The organism is Paraburkholderia lycopersici (genome assembly GCF_900096975.1).
Classification (GTDB): domain Bacteria; phylum Pseudomonadota; class Gammaproteobacteria; order Burkholderiales; family Burkholderiaceae; genus Paraburkholderia; species Paraburkholderia lycopersici.
In genome coordinates, this window is the sequence record NZ_FMYQ01000006.1 from 147,748 (window position 1) to 164,806 (window position 17,059).

At 64.6% G+C, this 17,059-nt stretch carries 14 protein-coding genes; 7 read left to right on the forward strand and 7 right to left on the reverse strand.

The genetic code is table 11. The features are described from left to right. Positions 1-132: 132 nt before the first annotated feature. The 3 genes from BLU17_RS32255 to BLU17_RS09410 all read left to right on the forward strand — a co-directional run bounded on the left by BLU17_RS32255 (position 133) and on the right by BLU17_RS09410 (position 1,310). Positions 133-339 (forward strand): hypothetical protein, encoded by a 207-nt coding sequence (locus BLU17_RS32255; RefSeq protein WP_143189202.1) that lies wholly within the window; start codon positions 133-135, stop codon positions 337-339. A 113-nt stretch (positions 340-452) separates the two neighbouring features. After that, positions 453-932, forward strand: a complete 480-nt coding sequence (hfq, locus tag BLU17_RS09405; RefSeq protein ID WP_091996452.1) for an RNA chaperone Hfq — start codon at positions 453-455, stop codon at positions 930-932. A 189-nt stretch (positions 933-1,121) separates the two neighbouring features. Next, a complete protein-coding gene (locus BLU17_RS09410; RefSeq protein ID WP_091996453.1) occupies positions 1,122-1,310 on the forward strand; it encodes a hypothetical protein in 189 nt (62 codons plus the stop codon). A gap of 177 nt (positions 1,311-1,487) precedes the next feature. Here BLU17_RS09410 and BLU17_RS09415 read toward each other — a convergent pair whose 3' ends face one another. Further along, positions 1,488-2,216 (reverse strand): DUF2968 domain-containing protein, encoded by a 729-nt coding sequence (locus tag BLU17_RS09415; protein ID WP_091996454.1) that lies wholly within the window; start codon positions 2,214-2,216, stop codon positions 1,488-1,490. 313 nt (positions 2,217-2,529) lie between these two features. On the opposite strand from BLU17_RS09415, the gene BLU17_RS09425 reads away from it, so the two are divergent. After that, complete coding sequence (locus BLU17_RS09425) at positions 2,530-2,994, forward strand: DUF2147 domain-containing protein (protein ID WP_091996529.1); 465 nt, start codon at positions 2,530-2,532, stop codon at positions 2,992-2,994. Between the two features lie 155 nt (positions 2,995-3,149). Here the strand turns inward: BLU17_RS09425 and BLU17_RS09430 are convergent, their stop codons facing one another. The 6 genes from BLU17_RS09430 to typA form a co-directional block, all read right to left on the reverse strand. Beyond that, complete coding sequence (locus BLU17_RS09430) at positions 3,150-3,617, reverse strand: transposase (RefSeq protein ID WP_176928986.1); 468 nt, start codon at positions 3,615-3,617, stop codon at positions 3,150-3,152. 152 nt (positions 3,618-3,769) lie between these two features. Beyond that, on the reverse strand, positions 3,770-4,867 hold the full coding sequence (gene zapE / locus BLU17_RS09435) for a cell division protein ZapE (protein WP_091996457.1): 1,098 nt from the start codon (positions 4,865-4,867) through the stop codon (positions 3,770-3,772). A gap of 114 nt (positions 4,868-4,981) precedes the next feature. Continuing rightward, positions 4,982-6,412 carry a dihydrolipoyl dehydrogenase gene (gene lpdA / locus BLU17_RS09440; protein WP_091996458.1) on the reverse strand — a complete coding sequence of 477 codons (1,431 nt, stop codon included), beginning with the start codon at positions 6,410-6,412 and terminating at the stop codon, positions 4,982-4,984. A 124-nt stretch (positions 6,413-6,536) separates the two neighbouring features. Next, positions 6,537-7,799 (reverse strand): 2-oxoglutarate dehydrogenase complex dihydrolipoyllysine-residue succinyltransferase, encoded by a 1,263-nt coding sequence (gene odhB, locus BLU17_RS09445; RefSeq protein ID WP_091996459.1) that lies wholly within the window; start codon positions 7,797-7,799, stop codon positions 6,537-6,539. A 106-nt stretch (positions 7,800-7,905) separates the two neighbouring features. Further along, complete coding sequence (locus BLU17_RS09450; protein ID WP_091996460.1) at positions 7,906-10,770, reverse strand: 2-oxoglutarate dehydrogenase E1 component; 2,865 nt, start codon at positions 10,768-10,770, stop codon at positions 7,906-7,908. Between the two features lie 336 nt (positions 10,771-11,106). Then, the gene (gene typA / locus BLU17_RS09455) at positions 11,107-12,933 is read right to left on the reverse strand and encodes a translational GTPase TypA (RefSeq protein ID WP_091996461.1); all 1,827 of its coding nucleotides are present in this window, start codon (positions 12,931-12,933) and stop codon (positions 11,107-11,109) included. A gap of 502 nt (positions 12,934-13,435) precedes the next feature. Here typA and BLU17_RS09460 point away from each other — a divergent pair. The 3 genes from BLU17_RS09460 (at position 13,436) to BLU17_RS09470 (ending at position 16,970) form a co-directional block, all read left to right on the forward strand. Next, the gene (locus BLU17_RS09460; RefSeq protein WP_091996462.1) at positions 13,436-13,942 is read left to right on the forward strand and encodes a MarR family winged helix-turn-helix transcriptional regulator; all 507 of its coding nucleotides are present in this window, start codon (positions 13,436-13,438) and stop codon (positions 13,940-13,942) included. A gap of 86 nt (positions 13,943-14,028) precedes the next feature. Beyond that, positions 14,029-15,636 carry an efflux transporter outer membrane subunit gene (locus tag BLU17_RS09465; RefSeq protein WP_091996463.1) on the forward strand — a complete coding sequence of 536 codons (1,608 nt, stop codon included), beginning with the start codon at positions 14,029-14,031 and terminating at the stop codon, positions 15,634-15,636. A 71-nt stretch (positions 15,637-15,707) separates the two neighbouring features. Continuing rightward, on the forward strand, positions 15,708-16,970 hold the full coding sequence (locus tag BLU17_RS09470; RefSeq protein WP_091996530.1) for an EmrA/EmrK family multidrug efflux transporter periplasmic adaptor subunit: 1,263 nt from the start codon (positions 15,708-15,710) through the stop codon (positions 16,968-16,970). Positions 16,971-17,059: the final 89 nt, after the last annotated feature.

The following is a 17,059-nucleotide window of genomic DNA, read 5'->3' on the forward strand; positions in this document are numbered from 1 at the left end:
CGCGATTGCGATTGCGATGGCGTCGCGTGCGCCGCCGCACGGAACGCAGCGCGCGCGAGACGCGAGAATCGTCGCAGATCGATCGAATCACGATATGCGAAGGCTCGAATCGGTCGAGCATGGCGCGCTTTCATGGACTACGCTGTGAAAGTGCGCTGGGAGCGTCGATATGTCACGGTGTTGGCCGCCGGGATGCGTATCGTCGGCGCGCCCCGCCGAAAACCGCTGTCGCTGTGTATCGGAACCCGTCATCCGACCCGCTTGCTGGCCGCGGTCGCCGACGAGGGACGCAACGAGCACTTTTCGTCAACCTGCGGCGCCAGCCGCGAGCCGGTATAGTTCAGCAGTAAGCATGCTTCCCCGCACGCGCGCTTCGCCGACACAAGGTAGAATCGCGGCGAGCAAACGTTCCAACTGATTGCGGCATCGAGCCGCCTGGCTAAATCGAGTCCATGCCTTCCGCAGAATCGCACCCGCAAAACGACTTCATGAACGCCGCGCGAAAAGAAAGAAAGCGCGTCGAAATTTATCTGGTCAACGGCATTCGCCTGACCGGATGTATCGAGTCGTTCGATCAGTACCTGGTGATGCTGCGCACGCCCGTCGGCCTGCAAGGCATCTACAAGCGCGCCATCTCGACTATCCAGCTCGACACCGGCACCCGTCCGGGGCCGCGCCCGGGCGGCGCCCGCAGCTCGCACGGCGAGCACACGAGCCGCGGCCCCCATGGCAGCCATGGCGGTCATGGTCCGCGCGAGCAGAGAGAGCCGCGCGAGCCCCGCGAATCTCGCGAACCTCGCGAAAGCTGGCCGGCGCCCGGCAGCACCGAGCGTCCGTCACAGGACGGCCCCGTCGTCGTCACGCGCCGCCGCCGTCTCTACGGCGCGGTGAACAATGGCGGCAACGGCGGCGAAGGTTCGGGCAACAGCTAAGCTGCTACTGGCCGGCGCATTCGTCGAATGCGTACGCCGGCCTCTCCGCTCCTCGGGATATGGGCGCGCCTCGGCGCGCCCGCTTCTTTGCGCGCCGTTCTTTTCGGTGTATCCGAAACTGTCTCGCGGTCATGGTTTTGGCCTTTGCGTTATTCTGAGACAGTGACGCCTATTGCCAGGGAGACCGCCATGAGCGCATCCAAGCAGAAGCAACCGCAAACCTCGCAGGAAGACCCGCTCGACGAAGCACTCGAGGAAACCTTTCCGGCGAGCGACCCTATCGCCGTTGATCCGACGCCCACCGGCTCGCAACCGAAGCATCAACCGGCCGACGAACATCACAAAAGCCGCGACGCGCATCGCCACGGCAAGCACTGAGCGCGCAGCGACCGCTTCCCGCCTCACGCCCCTCCGGCTCGGGCATTTCAGAATCGGGCCCAAAAAAAGGCGGAGCGCCTAAGGGCGCCCCGCCTTTTTTCACCGCATCGGCTTGTCACATCCGCGCACATCGCGCAGACCGGCGCACATGGTGCGCCGCCTACCCGCTCGGCTCGATTAGCGGACCGGCAAGCCGCCTTCCACCTGTTGCTGCAGCTCGCGCACCTGGCGCTGCACGGTGCGCAGTTGCGCCTGTGCAGCGGCCTTCTGGGCTTGCAGCGTGTTGGCCTGATCGCGACCCTGCTTCTGCTGGTCCGCAACAAGTGCCTGCTGCTCACGCGCGATCGCCAGATCGGCCTGAAGCCGGTTTGCGTGGTCCTGGGTGAGCGCGATCATGCGGTTGGTGAACGCCTTCTGCGCCTCGAGGCGCGTGCGGCGGATTTCCACTTCCGCAAGCTGCGCCGACTTCTGCGCGAAGTCGCGATAAATTGCTTCCGCGCGCGTCTCGTCGCTCGTCTTGATCACGCGCCAGAACGTCTTGTTCTGAAACAGCGTGACGTAATACGTCATTTCCTTGCCATAGAACAGCAGGCTCGCACCATACGAACCGTTGTAGGTGGTGCGCAGCTCGCTGAGATCCGAGCCGCGCAACATCTGCTGAAGCTCGGCCACGTTACCCGCCGCGTTCTGTTTCGCCTCGTCGGGCGTGAGCGCGGTCGGCTGGCTCGCCGCCAGCGCCTGCATCGTGACCTGCTCATCCTGCACTGCGGGTGCGGCGGTGGTCTGTGCTACGGGCGCCGCTGCCGCTGAATTGTCAGGCGGCGTCTGCGCGCAGCCCGTACCGATACCCCCGATCACCACCAGCGCCGCCAAGGCAATGCGACGAACTCTCCACTTGTAGTCCATGTAGTACCTGCTTTGACAGTTCTAATTTTTACAAATCGGCACAATTATTACTCACTTTCACGCCTTTCGGGCTCCCGGTCGCAAATTTGGCGCTCGCGGCTCTTTTCCCACAACACTTCGGGAAAAATTTCCAGGGATTGCGCGGTGTCCTTGCATCTCCGCTGGTTTTGGTTCAGCTCGGCCGAACTGCCCAGACTAGAACCCCTTCTCTCAAACGCGCACGATGCTTTCCAGTATTCTGCCGTGACCGTTCGGCGCCCAAGCGCGTTGGACGGCCGTATCGCCATCACGAACAACATCAGTGGAGGAAGACATGAACCGACTCACAAGTCGCGCCATACGCCGTTTCGCGCTTGCGGGCGCACTGCTGTGCGGCGCCCTCGTCGCGCACGCGCAGACCGAAACGCCCGTTGGCGTCTGGCAGACCATCGACGACCATACCGGCCAACCGAAGGCGCTCGTGCAAATCAGCGCAGACGCCAATGGAGACCTGAGCGGCAAGGTCATCAAGGGACTCGGCGCCAATGACCAGCCCGACCGGCGTTGCACGGCCTGCACCGATGCGCGCAAGGACCAGCCGATTCTCGGCATGACGATCATCGACAGCATGAAGAAAACCAGCGACGGCTGGGACGGCGGCCATATCCTCGACCCGGAAAACGGCAAGGTGTACCGCTGCAAGATGCACACCGAAGACGGCGGCCAGAAACTCGTCGTGCGGGGCTATCTGGGTATTTCGTTGCTCGGCCGCTCGCAGACCTGGGTGCGTCAGCAGTGAGATAGCGCGTCCGGCAGCCGGCGCACGAACCGGCGAGCGAACCTGAGAAACGAAACCGGCCGGATACGTATGTGCGCCTTCGGCCGGCGCTTCGCACGATCGATGCAAGACAACGTATTGATGCGCGCGCATTGGGGCTGTGGACGATCGCCGCACTACGCCCTGTGCCGATACACCGAGCGATAGCCGAACGGCTGCACCGGCGCGGCAGGTGCGGCGGATGCAACGGGCGCGAACGGAGAATTACGAGGCAGGTTGCGCGCGGCCTCTTGCCGGCGCGCGGCCCTTTCGGCACGGTTCTCATGCCTGCGCATCCGCATGCGCGATTCGATGGTGCTGCACAGCCTGACGCCTTCATCGCCAAACAGCTCGGCCATCACGCGCTTGAGCACGCCTTCGTCGTGCCAGATCTTGAAGCGCCGATGACAGGTTTGATACGAGGGGTAGCGGCGCGGCATGGCCGACCAGGTCGTGCCGCTATAGATGACCCATAACACGCCATTGAGCACCGAGCGCGTGTTGGCGAGCGGCCGGCCGCGCAGCTCGGAGCGCGGGCGCAGTTCCGGCAGGAGCAGCATTACACGCTGCCATTCTTCGTCGGTGATATCGCGATGCGGAGTCATGGAAGGTCCTTTGTCAGATGCTGTACCGACAAACGATATCCACTCGCTCCGGCCGCCCATATCAGACGGGTCCGAATCTTGAAAAAGGCGCTGCGCCGCTAACTTGCGACTGGCGCATCGCGACGAATGCGCTCATTGCCGCGCATCACCGCTCAGGTCAACGCCGTATCGACGATGCGGCGCGGTGCTTCGAGATATTCCTTCGACTGCATTTCGACGATGCGCGAGACGGTGCGCGTGAACTCGTTGGCCATCGGACCTTCCACATAGAGCTGCTCCGGCGGCACAGCGGCCGACATCAGCAGCTTGACCTTGTGGTCGTAGAACACGTCGATGAGCCACGTGAAGCGGCGCGCTTCGGACTGCATGCGCGGCGTCATCTGCGGCACGTCGGAAAGGACCACCGCGTGGAAGCGGCTCGCCAGCTCCAGATAGTCGTTCTGCGAGCGCGGACCGCCGCACAGCGTGGCGAAGTCGAACCATACGACGCCGTCGGCGCGGCGCAATGCCTTCAGCTCGCGCTTTTCGATATGCAGGATCGGGCTCTCGTCGGGCACGGCGGCAAGCTGCGCGAACGAGTGCCGCAGCGCCTTGTCGGCGGCCGCGCCGAGCGGCGTGTGGTAAACCTCGACCTGCGCGAGGGTGCGCTGACGATAGTCGACGCCCGCGTCGACGTTGAGCACGTCGAGCTTGCTCTTGAGCAGATCGATGGCGGGCAGCATGCGGTCGCGATGCAGGCCGTCGGGATAGAGCAGATCGGGATCGTAGTTGGACGTCATCACGAACTGCACGCCGTTCTTGAAGAGGCCGTCGAGCAGGCGATAGAGAATCATCGCGTCGGCGATGTCCGAGACGTGGAATTCGTCGAAGCAGATCAGGCGATAACGCTTCGCGATGCGGCGCGCGAGTTCGTCGAGCGGATCGGCCATGCCCTTGAGTTCTTCGAGCTCGCGATGCACCTCGCGCATGAACTCGTGGAAGTGCAGGCGCGTCTTGCGCTGCAGCGGCAAGACCGCGTAGAAGCTGTCCATGAGGAAGCTCTTGCCGCGCCCCACGCCGCCCCACATGTAGACGCCGCGAGGCAGGTCCGGGTGGATGAGGAACTTCTTGATCGCGTTCGAACGCCGCGATTTGTAGGCGCCCCATTCGTCGTAACACCGCTGCAGCCGGTCGATCGCGGCGCGCTGTGCCGTATCGGGCTTGTATCCCCGCTTCTGCAGTTCGTTTTCGTAGTATTCGGTGACGTTCATTTTCTGTGCCGCAAATGAGGAAAGGCGGGAGAGCAAAAGCCCACCCGCCTCTGTACGCGATGCAAGGTACTTCGAGGCAAGACGGCCATCAAACGGCCGCCCCGCCCCTCGCGCTTACATGTTGAGCGCGCGCTTGTCGGTGGCGAGTGCCGCCTCGCGCATGACTTCGGACAGCGACGGGTGCGGATGGCAGATGCGGCCGATGTCTTCGGCGGCAGCCTTGAATTCCATCGCCACCACGGCTTCCGCGATCAGGTCCGATGCGTTCGCCGAGATGATGTGCACGCCGAGCAGCTCGTCGGTCTTGGCGTCGGCGATCATCTTCACGAAGCCGTCGGCCTTGTTGATGCCGAGCGCGCGGCCGTTCGCCATGAACGGGAACTGGCCCGTCTTGATGTCGCGGCCTTCGGCCTTGAGCTGCTGTTCCGTCTTGCCGACCCACGCGATTTCCGGCTCGGTGTAGATCACCCACGGAATGCAGTTGTAGTCGATGTGCGGCTTCTGGCCGTCGATGATCTCGGCCACCAGCACGCCTTCGTCTTCGGCCTTGTGCGCGAGCATCGGGCCGCGCACCACGTCGCCGATCGCGTAGACGTTCGGCACGCTCGTCGCGCAGTGGTTGTCCACGTCGATGAAGCCGCGCTCGTTGGCCTTCAGGCCGATCGCTTCGAGACCGAGGTTGTCGGTGTTCGGCACGCGGCCGACCGAGACGATCAGGCGGTCGGCTTCGAGCACCTGCGCATTGCCGTCCTTGTCCGTGTAGGCGATCGTGACGTTCTTGTCCGTTGCCTTCACTTCGCCGACCTTCACGCCGACGTGAATGTCGAGACCCTGCTTCTTGAAGAGCTTCGCGGCTTCCTTCGAGAGCGCCTGGTCGGCTGCGCCGAGGAATTCGGGCAGCGCTTCGAGGATCGTGACGTCGGCGCCGAGACGGCGCCACACCGAGCCCAGTTCCAGGCCGATCACGCCCGCGCCGATCACGGCGAGCTTCTTCGGCACGGCGTCGAACGAGAGCGCGCCTTCGTTGTCGGCGACGATCTTGTTGTCGACCGGAATGCCGGCCAGGTGGCGCGCCTTCGAGCCCGTCGCGATGATGACGTTCTTCGCCGTGACGACTTCGGTCTCGCCTTCGCCGCTCACTTCGATCTGCACGCCGGCGTCGCTCTTGCCGACGAACTTGCCGTGGCCCTTGAGCCACGTGATCTTGTTCTTGCGGAACAGGAACTCGATACCCTTCGTCATCTTCTCGACGATGGCTTCTTTGCGGCCGAGCATCTTCGAGACGTCGATCTGCACGTCGCCCACGGTGATGCCGTGGTCGCCGAGGTGATGCTGGGCGTTCTCGAACTCTTCCGACGAGGCGAGCAGCGCCTTCGACGGAATGCAGCCGACGTTCAGGCAGGTGCCGCCGAGCTTCGGCACGCCGGCCGGGTTCTTCCATTGTTCGATCACGGCAACCGACTTGCCGAGCTGCGCGGCGCGGATCGCCGCGATATAGCCGCCGGGGCCGGCGCCGATCACGACGACGTCAAATTCTTTGGACATGGTCATCCTTTCGAGACGCGAGCGCGGCGCGCGGACCCCGGCTTCCGGAATCCGCGCGCCCGGCGCTCAGTGTGAGACTTGATGCGTGGGAACTGCGCGCGCGAAACGCGCGCGCAGGGCCGCCTTACAGGTCGAGCAGCAGACGCGCCGGATCTTCCAGCGCGTCCTTCATCGCGACCAGCGACAGGACGGCTTCGCGGCCGTCGATGATGCGGTGGTCGTACGACATCGCGAGGTAGTTCATCGGACGGATCACGATCTGGCCGTTCTCCACCACCGCGCGTTCCTTCGTCGCGTGCACGCCGAGGATCGCCGACTGCGGCGGGTTGATGATCGGCGTCGAGAGCATCGAACCGAACACGCCGCCGTTCGAGATCGAGAACGTGCCGCCCGTCATTTCCTCGATCGAGAGCTTGCCTTCCTTGGCCTTCTGGCCGAATTCGGCGATCTTCTTCTCGATTTCGGCGAGGCTCAGCTGGTCCGCGTTGCGCAGGATCGGCACCACGAGACCGCGCGGCGAGCCGACGGCGATACCGATGTCGAAGTAGCCGTGGTAGACGATGTCGTTGCCGTCGATCGACGCGTTCACGAGCGGGAACTTCTTCAGCGCGTGAACCGCGGCCTTCACGAAGAACGACATGAAGCCGAGCTTGACGCCGTGTTCCTTCTCGAACTTGTCCTTGTACTTGTTGCGCAGATCCATGACCGGCGCCATGTTCACTTCGTTGAACGTCGTGAGGATGGCGTTGGTTTGCTGCGACTCGAGCAGACGCTCGGCGATACGCGCACGCAGACGCGACATCGGCACGCGCTGTTCCGGACGGTCGTTGAGCCAGTTCGTGGCCGATGCCGGCGCGTTGACTTGCGGCAGCGACGGCTTGGCGGCTGCCGGCTTTGCGGCTGCCGGTGCGGTCTTCGGCGCGCCCGCGCCGAGCACGTCCTGCTTCGTGATGCGGCCGTCGCGGCCCGTGCCGGCGACGTCGCCGCCCGACAGGCCCTTCTCGGCCATCAGCTTCGACGCGGCGGGCGAAGCAACGGTGCTGCTTGCCGTCGATGCGGCAGCGGCGGCGGCCGGCGCGGCTGCGGGAGCCGCTGCGGCAGCCGGGGCAGCGGCGGCTGCGGGAGCAGCAACGGCGCCGGCCTTGGCTTCCGTGTCGATCTTCGCGATCACCTGTTCGCTCTCGACGGTTGCGCCGTCGCCCACCAGGATCTCGGTCAGCACGCCGGCTGCCGGCGCGGGCACTTCGAGCACGACCTTATCGGTCTCGATCTCGATGACGACTTCGTCCTGGGCAATCGCTTCGCCCGGCTTCTTCTTCCACTGCAGCATCGTGCCTTCCGACACCGACTCCGAAAACTGCGGGACCTTCACTTCTACGATAGCCATGTGATTTTCCTGAATACTTTATCGGGGACATCCCCGTATGACGAACCGGGTCGCGCACATGAGCGCGGGAAAGCGCGAGGCTTTCCCGGTTCGGTTGCTCTTGTGCTTACTTCGCGACCTGCACGCCCTTCAGGCGGCCGAACGCACCTTCGATCAGCGCCTTCTGCTGCTCGTAGTGCTTCGCGTAGTAGCCGACTGCCGGCGAGGCGGAAGCAGGACGGCCGCTGTAAGCGAGCTTCATGCCTTCCTTCATGCCTTCCTTCAGGTGGTGCTCGATGTAGAACCACGGGCCCTGATTCTGCGGCTCGTCCTGCACCCAGACCACTTCCGTCGCGTTGTCGTACTTCTTCAGCTCCGCTTCGAACTGCTTGTGCGCGAACGGATAGAGCTGTTCGATACGGATGATCGCGACGTCGGTTGCCTTCGCTTCGCGGCGATGCGCGACGAGGTCGAAGTACACGCGGCCCGAGCAGGCGACCACGCGCTTGACCTTCTTCGCATCGATCGTTTCGTCCACTTCGCCGATGACCGGCTGGAACGTGCCCTTCGCGAGTTCCGACAGATCCGACACGGCTTCCTTGTGACGCAGCAGCGACTTCGGCGTGAAGATGATGAGCGGCTTGCGGAACAGGCGGATCATCTGGCGGCGCAGCACGTGGAAGATCTGAGCCGGCGTGGTCGGCTGAACGACCTGCATGTTGTGGTCAGCGCACAGCTGCAGGAAACGCTCGATACGCGCCGACGAGTGCTCCGGACCCTGGCCTTCGTAGCCGTGCGGCAGCAGCATCGTGAGGCCCGACACGCGGCCCCACTTCACTTCGCCCGACGAGATGAACTGGTCGATCACGACCTGCGCGCCGTTGACGAAGTCGCCGAACTGGCCTTCCCATGCAACGAACGTGTTCGGTTCGGCGGTCGAGTAGCCGTATTCGAAGCCGAGCACGGCCTCCTCCGACAGCACCGAGTCGATCACCGTGAACTTCGCCTGGTTCTCGCTGATGTTCTGCAGCGGAACATACGTGCCGTCGTTCCAGCGCTCGCGGTTCTGGTCGTGCAGCACCGCGTGACGGTGCGTGAACGTGCCGCGGCCCGAGTCCTGGCCCGTCAGGCGCACAGCGTAGCCCGATGCGACCAGCGATGCGAATGCGAGGTGCTCGCCCATGCCCCAGTCGAGCTTGTGCTCGCCCTTGCCCATCGCGCGGCGGTCGTTGATGACGCGCTCGACGAGCGGGTGAACCTTGAAGTTCTCGGGGATCGTCGTGATGCGCTCGGCCAGACGCTTCAGTTCCGCGAGGGGGACGGCCGTGTCGGCGGCGTCGGTCCACTTGCGGTTCAGGAACGGCACCCAGTCCACCGCGTACTTGCTCTTGTAGTTCGAGAGCACGGGGTCGACCGTGTGGTGGCCTTCGTCCATCGCGGCGCGGTAGGCCTTGACGTAGCTGTCGCCGTCTTCAGCCGTGATGACGCCCTGCTGCACGAGCTTCTCGGCGTACAGCGCACGGGTGCCCGGGTGCTGCGCGATCTTCTTGTACATGAGCGGCTGCGTGACAGCCGGGGTGTCCTGCTCGTTGTGGCCGAGCTTGCGGAAGCAGACGATGTCGACGACCACGTCCTTGTGGAACTGCATGCGGAAGTCGACCGCGAACTGGATCGCCAGCACGACCGCTTCCGGATCGTCGCCGTTCACGTGCAGCACCGGCGCTTCGATCATCTTGACGACGTCGGTACAGTAGAGCGTCGAGCGCGCGTCGCGCGGGTCCGAGGTCGTGAAGCCGATCTGGTTGTTGATGACGATGTGCAGCGTGCCGTGCGTGCCGTAACCGCGCGTCTGCGCGAGGTTCAGCGTTTCCATCACGACGCCCTGGCCCGCGAAGGCCGCGTCGCCGTGGATCTGCACCGGCAGCACCTGCAGGCCGTTGTCGTCGCCGCGGCGATCCATACGCGCCTTCGCCGAACCCTCGACCACCGGGTTGACGATTTCGAGGTGCGACGGGTTGAACGCGAGCGACAGGTGAACCGGACCGCCTTCGGTCGCCACGTCAGACGAGAAGCCCTTGTGGTACTTCACGTCGCCTGCCGGCAGGTCGTCGACGTGCTTGCCTTCGAATTCGGCGAAGAGGTCGGCCGGCATCTTGCCGAGCGTATTGACCAGCACGTTCAGGCGGCCGCGGTGGGCCATGCCGATGACGATTTCCTGCACGCCCTTCGCGCCCGCGTGACGGACGACTTCGTCCATCGCGGCGATGAAGGACTCCCCGCCTTCGAGCGAGAAGCGCTTCTGGCCGACGTACTTGGTGTGCAGGAAGCGCTCGAGACCTTCGGCTGCCGTCAGGCGCTGCAGGATGTGCTTCTTCTTGTCAGTCGTGAAGTTGGGCGTCGAGCGGATCGACTCGAGACGCTCCTTCCACCAGCGCTTTTGCTCAGGATCGCTGATGTACATGTATTCGGCGCCGATCGTACCGCAGTACGTATCGCGCAGTGCCTTGACGATCTCGCGCAGCGTCGCGCGCTCGAACCCGAAATACAGGTTGGTGGCGCTGAACGTCTGGTCCATGTCGGCTTCGGTGAAGTCGTAGAACGCAGGCTCGAGTTCGGGAATATTCGGACGTTCGCGGCGCTTGAGCGGATCGAGATTGGCCCATTGCGAGCCGAGGAATCGATAAGCGCCAATCAGGGACTGAACATAGACCTGCTTGCGCGCCGTGGCGAGATCTTCGCCGCCGCCGCGTGCGACGAATGCGTTGGCCTTCGCGCGTTGTGCGAAGGATTCGACGATCGGCCCATGGGCGATGTCGTTGTCAGCGGTCCCACTCGACGACGGCACGTTTTGCAGTGCGTCGAAGTATTCACGCCAGGCGTCCGGAACGGACGCGGGGTTGTCAAGATATGCTTCGTATAGCTCTTCGACATACGGAGCATTGCCGCCGAACAGATAGGAGTTCAGCTGAAACTGCTTCATCGTTTCCGACATTTACGCTCACCTTTCTTCGAGTTTCTCGAGAAATAGCGGGTTACTCAACCTTCCGCGCCACGGCCTGACCGTTTAGCGGATTGCGAATCAAGTCTGCTTGGAAGGACCTAAATCATGCATCCGCGGAGTATAGCGCATATGCGCATCTCACCACACGGTGCAATGCGACCGAACATCGCGCGCAAACCCTGTAGGCACGGGCTTTTGCGGCATTCGCAACGCTCTTTTCCTGCCCCGCAACACAATCCGCGCCAGACGCAAAAAAGCCGCCCGTAAAGCGGCGGCTTTTCCGTAAGTCTGTTTGCATTGCAGTGCGGAAAAAACTTCGACTGCTAATTAATCGGCGGCGGCCTCGCGGCTTGCGCGGCGACGCTCGTGCTCCTTCAAATGACGCTTGCGCAGACGGATCGACTGCGGCGTGACTTCCACGAGTTCGTCGTCGTCGATGAATTCCACCGCGTATTCGAGCGACATCTGGATCGGCGGCACGAGGCGCACGGCTTCGTCGGTGCCCGAGGCGCGCACGTTGGTGAGCTGCTTGCCCTTGATCGGATTCACGACGAGGTCGTTGTCGCGGCTGTGGATGCCGATAATCATGCCTTCATAGAGCGCGTCGCCCGGCTTCACGAACATGCGGCCGCGATCCTGCAGCTTCCACAGCGCGTAGGCGACGGCCGCGCCGTCGTCCTGCGAGATCAGCACGCCGTTGCGGCGCTCGCCGAGCGAGCCTTCCTTGATCGGACCGTATTCGTCGAACACGTGGCTCATCAGGCCCGTGCCGCGCGTGAGCGTCATGAATTCGCCCTGGAAGCCGATCAGGCCGCGCGCCGGGATGCGGTACTCCAGACGCGTGCGGCCGCGGCCGTCCGACGCCATGTCGAGCATTTCGCCCTTGCGGCGGCCCAGTTCCTCCATCACGCCGCCCTGGTGGCCGTCTTCGACGTCCACCGTCAGCAGCTCGTACGGCTCCTGCTTCACGCCGTCGACTTCGTGCAGCACCACGCGCGGACGCGACACGGCCAGTTCGTAGCCTTCGCGGCGCATGTTCTCGATCAGGATCGTGAGGTGCAGCTCGCCGCGGCCCGACACTTCGAACGTGGTTTCGTCGCCGGTGTCCTTCACGCGCAGCGCGACGTTGTGATTCAGTTCCTTCGTGAGACGGTCGCGAATCTGGCGGCTCGTCACGAACTTGCCTTCCTTGCCCGCGAGCGGCGACGAGTTCACGAGGAAGTTCATCGTGAGCGTCGGCTCGTCCACCGTGATCATCGGCAGGGCTTCGGGGTTGTCCACCGCGCAGATGGTCGCGCCGATGCCGATGTCTTCGATGCCGTTGATCAGCACGATGTCGCCGGCCTCGGCCGATTCGACCTGCACGCGCTCCAGGCCGCTGAACGACAGCACCTGGTTGATCTTGCGGTTCATCACGTCGCCTTCCGGACCGAAGCGCAGCGCCACGGGCTGGCCCGGCTTGATGCGGCCGCGCGTGATGCGGCCCACGCCGATGCGGCCGACGTAGGTCGAGTAGTCGAGCGAGGTGATCTGCAGTTGCAGGGGGCCGTCCGGGTCGGCGGCGCGCACCGGCACGTGTTCGAGGATCGCCTCGAACAGCGGGCGCATGTCGCCTTCGCGCGCCGAAGCGTCGAGCGACGCGTAGCCGTTCAGGCCCGACGCGTAGACCACCGGGAAGTCGAGCTGCTCTTCGGTCGCGCCGAGCTTGTCGAACAGGTCGAAGGTCTGGTTGATGACCCAGTCGATGCGCGCACCCGGGCGGTCGATCTTGTTGACGACGACGATCGGCTTCAGGCCGAGCGCGAGCGCCTTCTTCGTGACGAAGCGCGTTTGCGGCATCGGGCCTTCGACGGCGTCGACGAGCAGCAGCACCGAATCGACCATCGAGAGCACGCGCTCCACTTCGCCGCCGAAGTCGGCGTGACCCGGGGTGTCGACGATGTTGATGTGGGTGCCTTCGTACTCGACCGCGCAGTTCTTCGCGAGAATCGTGATCCCGCGCTCTTTTTCGATGTCGTTCGAGTCCATGATGCGTTCGGCGACCTGCTGGTTGTCGCGGAAGGTGCCGGACTGGCGCAGCAGTTGGTCGACGAGCGTGGTCTTGCCGTGGTCGACGTGGGCAATGATGGCGATGTTGCGAAGGGCGCGGGACATAGGAACCTGGGTACAGTTGAGTGCGCCGCGCATGCCCTGCTGGCAGGCCCGGCTAGGGCGCGCGGCCGCCGCATCGAACCGCGGCGGACCATCTGCCGGCGGATCGGTTCAGCAGCGCTGCAATGGCGCACTTTTGGGAACCTGAAATTATAGCACGCGCAGATGAATTGATCCCGCGCACATATACATGCCGGGCCCGGATCGTGCCGCCAGCCTCACGTCCGACACTCACGCCCGGTAAAACGCGTGCGACCGCGTATCCAGCGCCGCCACTGGGTTGACCGGTGGCTTACGCGCCACGACTCAATCCGCCTCAATGGCCGCAACAGGCCGCTCAGCCACACCGACGTGGCTTTCTCCCCACATTTTCCCACGTAAGGCCGCGCCGGATTAAGCCCCTACTCTGCAAAGGTTTTTCATCAAAGGCAGAATAAATCTTGCCGCGTCAACTAACCGCCCATATAATCCCTGCCTGGTCAACCATTGCAAGCGCAGCAGAATCATGACGGATCCGACCCCTACGCCGCCGCCCGAAGTCCGCGATTACGACCTTGGCGAGAGCGTCGGCTACCTGATCTCGCGGGTGAAATCGACGATGTCGAACATGGTCACCCAACGCACCGTGGCCGAGCTCGGCGTGACGAGCCAGCAGGCCAGCATCCTCTTCATGGTGGCAACCGGCAAATGCCTCCTCGCGGCCGAACTCGCGCGCGAATACGGCATCGACGCGAGCGCCGTCACACGGCTCGTCGACCGCCTGGAGAAGCGCGGGCTCCTGCAGCGCGTGCGCAGCTCCGAGGACCGCCGCGCGGTGCGCCTCGCGCTCACGCCCGAGGGCCTCGCCATCGCCGCGCGCATGCCGGCGATCTTCCGCAGCGTCACGGAACACCTCTCCGCCGGCTTCACGCCGGAGGAGGTCGGCTTCCTCAAAAGCATGTTGCGGCGGATTCTCTCGAATAGCTGCGAAGCCGCTCAGAGCACCAACCCGAACCCGCCCGCGAATGGATGACAAGACAAGCAAATTTGAAGCCATCACACAAAAAAATAGCTGCATCGTCCAGTATCACAACACCCTCTCACGCATCGAGACGAGCAATGAAATCCCAAACCGAGTTTGCGCCAGTTCCGGCCGTGCGGGCACTGCCCTGCCGGGCGGCGGTCGCCGCCGCGGTCGCAGCGCTCGCCCTTTCGGGTTGCGCGAACTACATCGGCATCAAGAGCGACAAGACCATCAGTCAGCCGCAGCAGTTCGAGACCTCGCAGAGCATTCCTGAGCAAGGCGGCCAGTGGCCAACGCTCGACTGGGCCAGCCAGTTCGGCGACCCGCAACTGCCGGGGCTGATCGACGAGGCGCTCGCTGGCAACCCGACCATCGCACAGGCGCAGGCACGCATTGCCAAAGCGTCGTCGTATATCGAAACGTCGCGCTCGGCGCTCTTTCCGAAGGCCGACCTGAGCTACTCGTGGACCCGCGAGCTCTACTCCGGAAACGCGCTCTTCCCGCCCCCTTACGGCGGCAGCTGGTATAGCGAGAACAACGTGCTCGCGAGCGCCTCGTGGGATCTGGACCTGTGGGGCAAGAACCGCCAGCGCCTCGCGCAGGCCGTCTCCTCGCAGCGCGCCGCCCAGGCCGACATGCAGCAGGCGCGCATCACGCTCGCTTCCTCGGTTGCTCGCACGTACAACCAGCTCGCGCAGCTCTACGCGCTGCGCGACATCGCGGTGCGCGAGATCGACAACCGCAAGACAATCGGCACGATCACGAACGGCCGTGTGGTCGCGGGTCTCGACACCAACGTCGAGCGACAGACCGCGAACGGCAACATCGCGACGAGCCAGGCCAACCTCTCGCAGATCGACGGCCAGATCGAGACCGTGCGTTACCAGCTGGGCGCGCTGCTCGGCAAGGGCCCGGACCGCGGCCTGCAGATCGCGCAGCCGGTGCTCAATCCGGCCGCGAACGTCGCGCTGCCCGACAACCTCCCCGCCGACCTCCTGGCGCGCCGCCCCGACATCGTCGCCGCGCGCTGGCAGGTGGAGGCCGCGATGCACGACGTGAAAGAAGCGAAGGCCGAGTTCTATCCCGACGTGAATCTCGCCGCCGGCATTGGCTTCGACGCGTTCGGCTGGGGCCGCTTCCTGAACTTCGCGAGCCGCCAGATGAACATCGGGCCGGCCGTGCATCTGCCTCTCTTCGACGCAGGCGCCCTGCGCGCGCAGCTGAAGGGTCGCTACGCCGACTTCGAACTCGACATCGCGAACTACAACCAGGCGCTCATCGGCGCGTTCCAGGACGTCGCCACCGGCGTCTCGTCGATCCGCTCGGCCGACAGGCAGCTCGTGGACGCCCAGCGTGCGCTCGACGCGTCGACAAAGGCCTGGGAACTCGCCGTGATCCGCTACAAGGCGGGCCTCTCGCCCCAGCTTCAGGTGCTCACCGCCGACCAGAACCGCCTCGCGGCGGAGCAGACAGTGGCGAACCTGAAGGCGCAGCGTCGCGACCAGCAGATGGCGCTCATCAAGGCGCTCGGCGGCGGCTTCGAAGCGCGGGAAGCGGGCCTCGCGCCGCCGGCCGACGTCGGCAGCGAGGCGGGCAGCGGCGCGCGCGGCCAGAGCGACGTCAACGGCGCGCCATGGCGCGGCACGCGCCCGCCGGCGCAAAGCGCGGCGGCAACGTCCGGCGCCGCGACCGCGGCGAACTGAGTGCCCGCCCGAGCCGCAGACCGAACACACACAACCGAACGAACAGCACGCAAGAATCCGGAGATCCTTCCATGAGCACCCCCCAGCAGCCGGCGGCCAACCCGCAGCCGAACGCGAACAGCGGCAAGCGCAAGCGCATGATGACGCTGCTTGTCCTCGTGATCGTGATTGCGGCCGTTGCCTACGGCCTCTACTACTTCCTCGTCGCGCGCTTCACCGAGAGCACGGACGACGCCTACGTGAACGGCAACGTCGTGCAGATCACGCCGCAGGTCACCGGCACGGTGATCGCCGTGAAAGCGGACGACACGCAAACCGTCAACGTCGGCGAACCGCTCGTGCTGCTCGATCCGGCCGACGCGCGCGTCACGCTCGAGCAGACAGAAGCGACGCTCGCGCAAACAGTGCGCCAGGTGCGCGGTCTTTTCGCCGACGACAGCCAGTACGAAGCCCAGGTCGCGGTACGCCAGGCCGACCTCTCGCGCGCGCAGGATGATCTGCGCCGCCGCATGCAGGTCGCGCAGACGGGCGCCGTCTCGCAGGAAGAGATTTCGCACGCCCGCGACACCGTGCGCAGCGCCGAAGCCGCGCTCGACGCCGCGCAGCAGCAGCTCGCCGCGAACCGCGCGCTGACCGCGAACACGACCATCGCGAGCCATCCGAACGTGGAAGCCGCCGCCGCCAAGGTGCGCGACGCCTATCTCGCGAATGCGCGCAACACGCTGCCGGCGCCGGTTACCGGCTACGTGGCCAAGCGCTCGGTGCAGGTGGGCCAGCGCGTCTCGCCGGGCACGCCGCTCATGTCGGTGGTGCCGCTGAACTCGCTGTGGGTCGACGCGAACTTCAAGGAAGTCCAACTGAAGCACATGCGCATCGGCCAGCCGGTCGAAATGACTGCCGACGTGTACGGCTCGTCGGTGGTCTATCACGGCAAGGTCATCGGCTTTTCGGCGGGCACGGGCTCGGCCTTCTCGCTGCTGCCCGCGCAGAACGCGACGGGCAACTGGATCAAGGTGGTGCAGCGCCTGCCGGTGCGTATCTCGCTCGATCCGGAAGACCTCCAGAAGCACCCGCTGCGTATCGGCCTCTCGATGCAGGTGGACGTGAGCATCCGCAACGATTCCGGAACCCAGCTCGGCAACGCGCAGAACACGGTCTGGGAAACCGACGTGTTCGCGAAGTACGGCGCCGAGGCCGACGCGGAAATCGCGCGCATCATCGCCGAGAATGCCGGGCCGAATGCGAACAAGGCGGTGAGCAACGGCAACGGCAGCGCATCCGCCAAGGCGCAGGTGTCGGCGGCCCATGCGGCCAGGACCGGCGCGAAAGGCTGATCGACGCACTGGCGAAAGCCTTCACGAACGCATAGACAACCGCATCGACAACCCCATCGACAAACGCTGGCGCGGGCTGCCCTCGGCCC

Bases quoted from the DNA above. Each gene is read 5' to 3' on its own strand.
- BLU17_RS09410 (WP_091996453.1), top strand. From the start codon at position 1,122: ATGAGCGCATCCAAGCAGAAGCAACCGCAAACCTCGCAGGAAGACCCG.
- hfq (WP_091996452.1), top strand. From the start codon at position 453: ATGCCTTCCGCAGAATCGCACCCGCAAAACGACTTCATGAACGCCGCG.
- BLU17_RS32255 (WP_143189202.1), top strand. From the start codon at position 133: ATGGACTACGCTGTGAAAGTGCGCTGGGAGCGTCGATATGTCACGGTG.
- lpdA (WP_091996458.1), bottom strand. From the start codon at position 6,412: ATGTCCAAAGAATTTGACGTCGTCGTGATCGGCGCCGGCCCCGGCGGC.
- odhB (WP_091996459.1), bottom strand. From the start codon at position 7,799: ATGGCTATCGTAGAAGTGAAGGTCCCGCAGTTTTCGGAGTCGGTGTCG.
- BLU17_RS09460 (WP_091996462.1), top strand. From the start codon at position 13,436: ATGACGGATCCGACCCCTACGCCGCCGCCCGAAGTCCGCGATTACGAC.
- BLU17_RS09450 (WP_091996460.1), bottom strand. From the start codon at position 10,770: ATGTCGGAAACGATGAAGCAGTTTCAGCTGAACTCCTATCTGTTCGGC.
- BLU17_RS09470 (WP_091996530.1), top strand. From the start codon at position 15,708: ATGAGCACCCCCCAGCAGCCGGCGGCCAACCCGCAGCCGAACGCGAAC.
- BLU17_RS09465 (WP_091996463.1), top strand. From the start codon at position 14,029: ATGAAATCCCAAACCGAGTTTGCGCCAGTTCCGGCCGTGCGGGCACTG.
- zapE (WP_091996457.1), bottom strand. From the start codon at position 4,867: ATGAACGTCACCGAATACTACGAAAACGAACTGCAGAAGCGGGGATAC.
- typA (WP_091996461.1), bottom strand. From the start codon at position 12,933: ATGTCCCGCGCCCTTCGCAACATCGCCATCATTGCCCACGTCGACCAC.
- BLU17_RS09425 (WP_091996529.1), top strand. From the start codon at position 2,530: ATGAACCGACTCACAAGTCGCGCCATACGCCGTTTCGCGCTTGCGGGC.
- BLU17_RS09430 (WP_176928986.1), bottom strand. From the start codon at position 3,617: ATGACTCCGCATCGCGATATCACCGACGAAGAATGGCAGCGTGTAATG.
- BLU17_RS09415 (WP_091996454.1), bottom strand. From the start codon at position 2,216: ATGGACTACAAGTGGAGAGTTCGTCGCATTGCCTTGGCGGCGCTGGTG.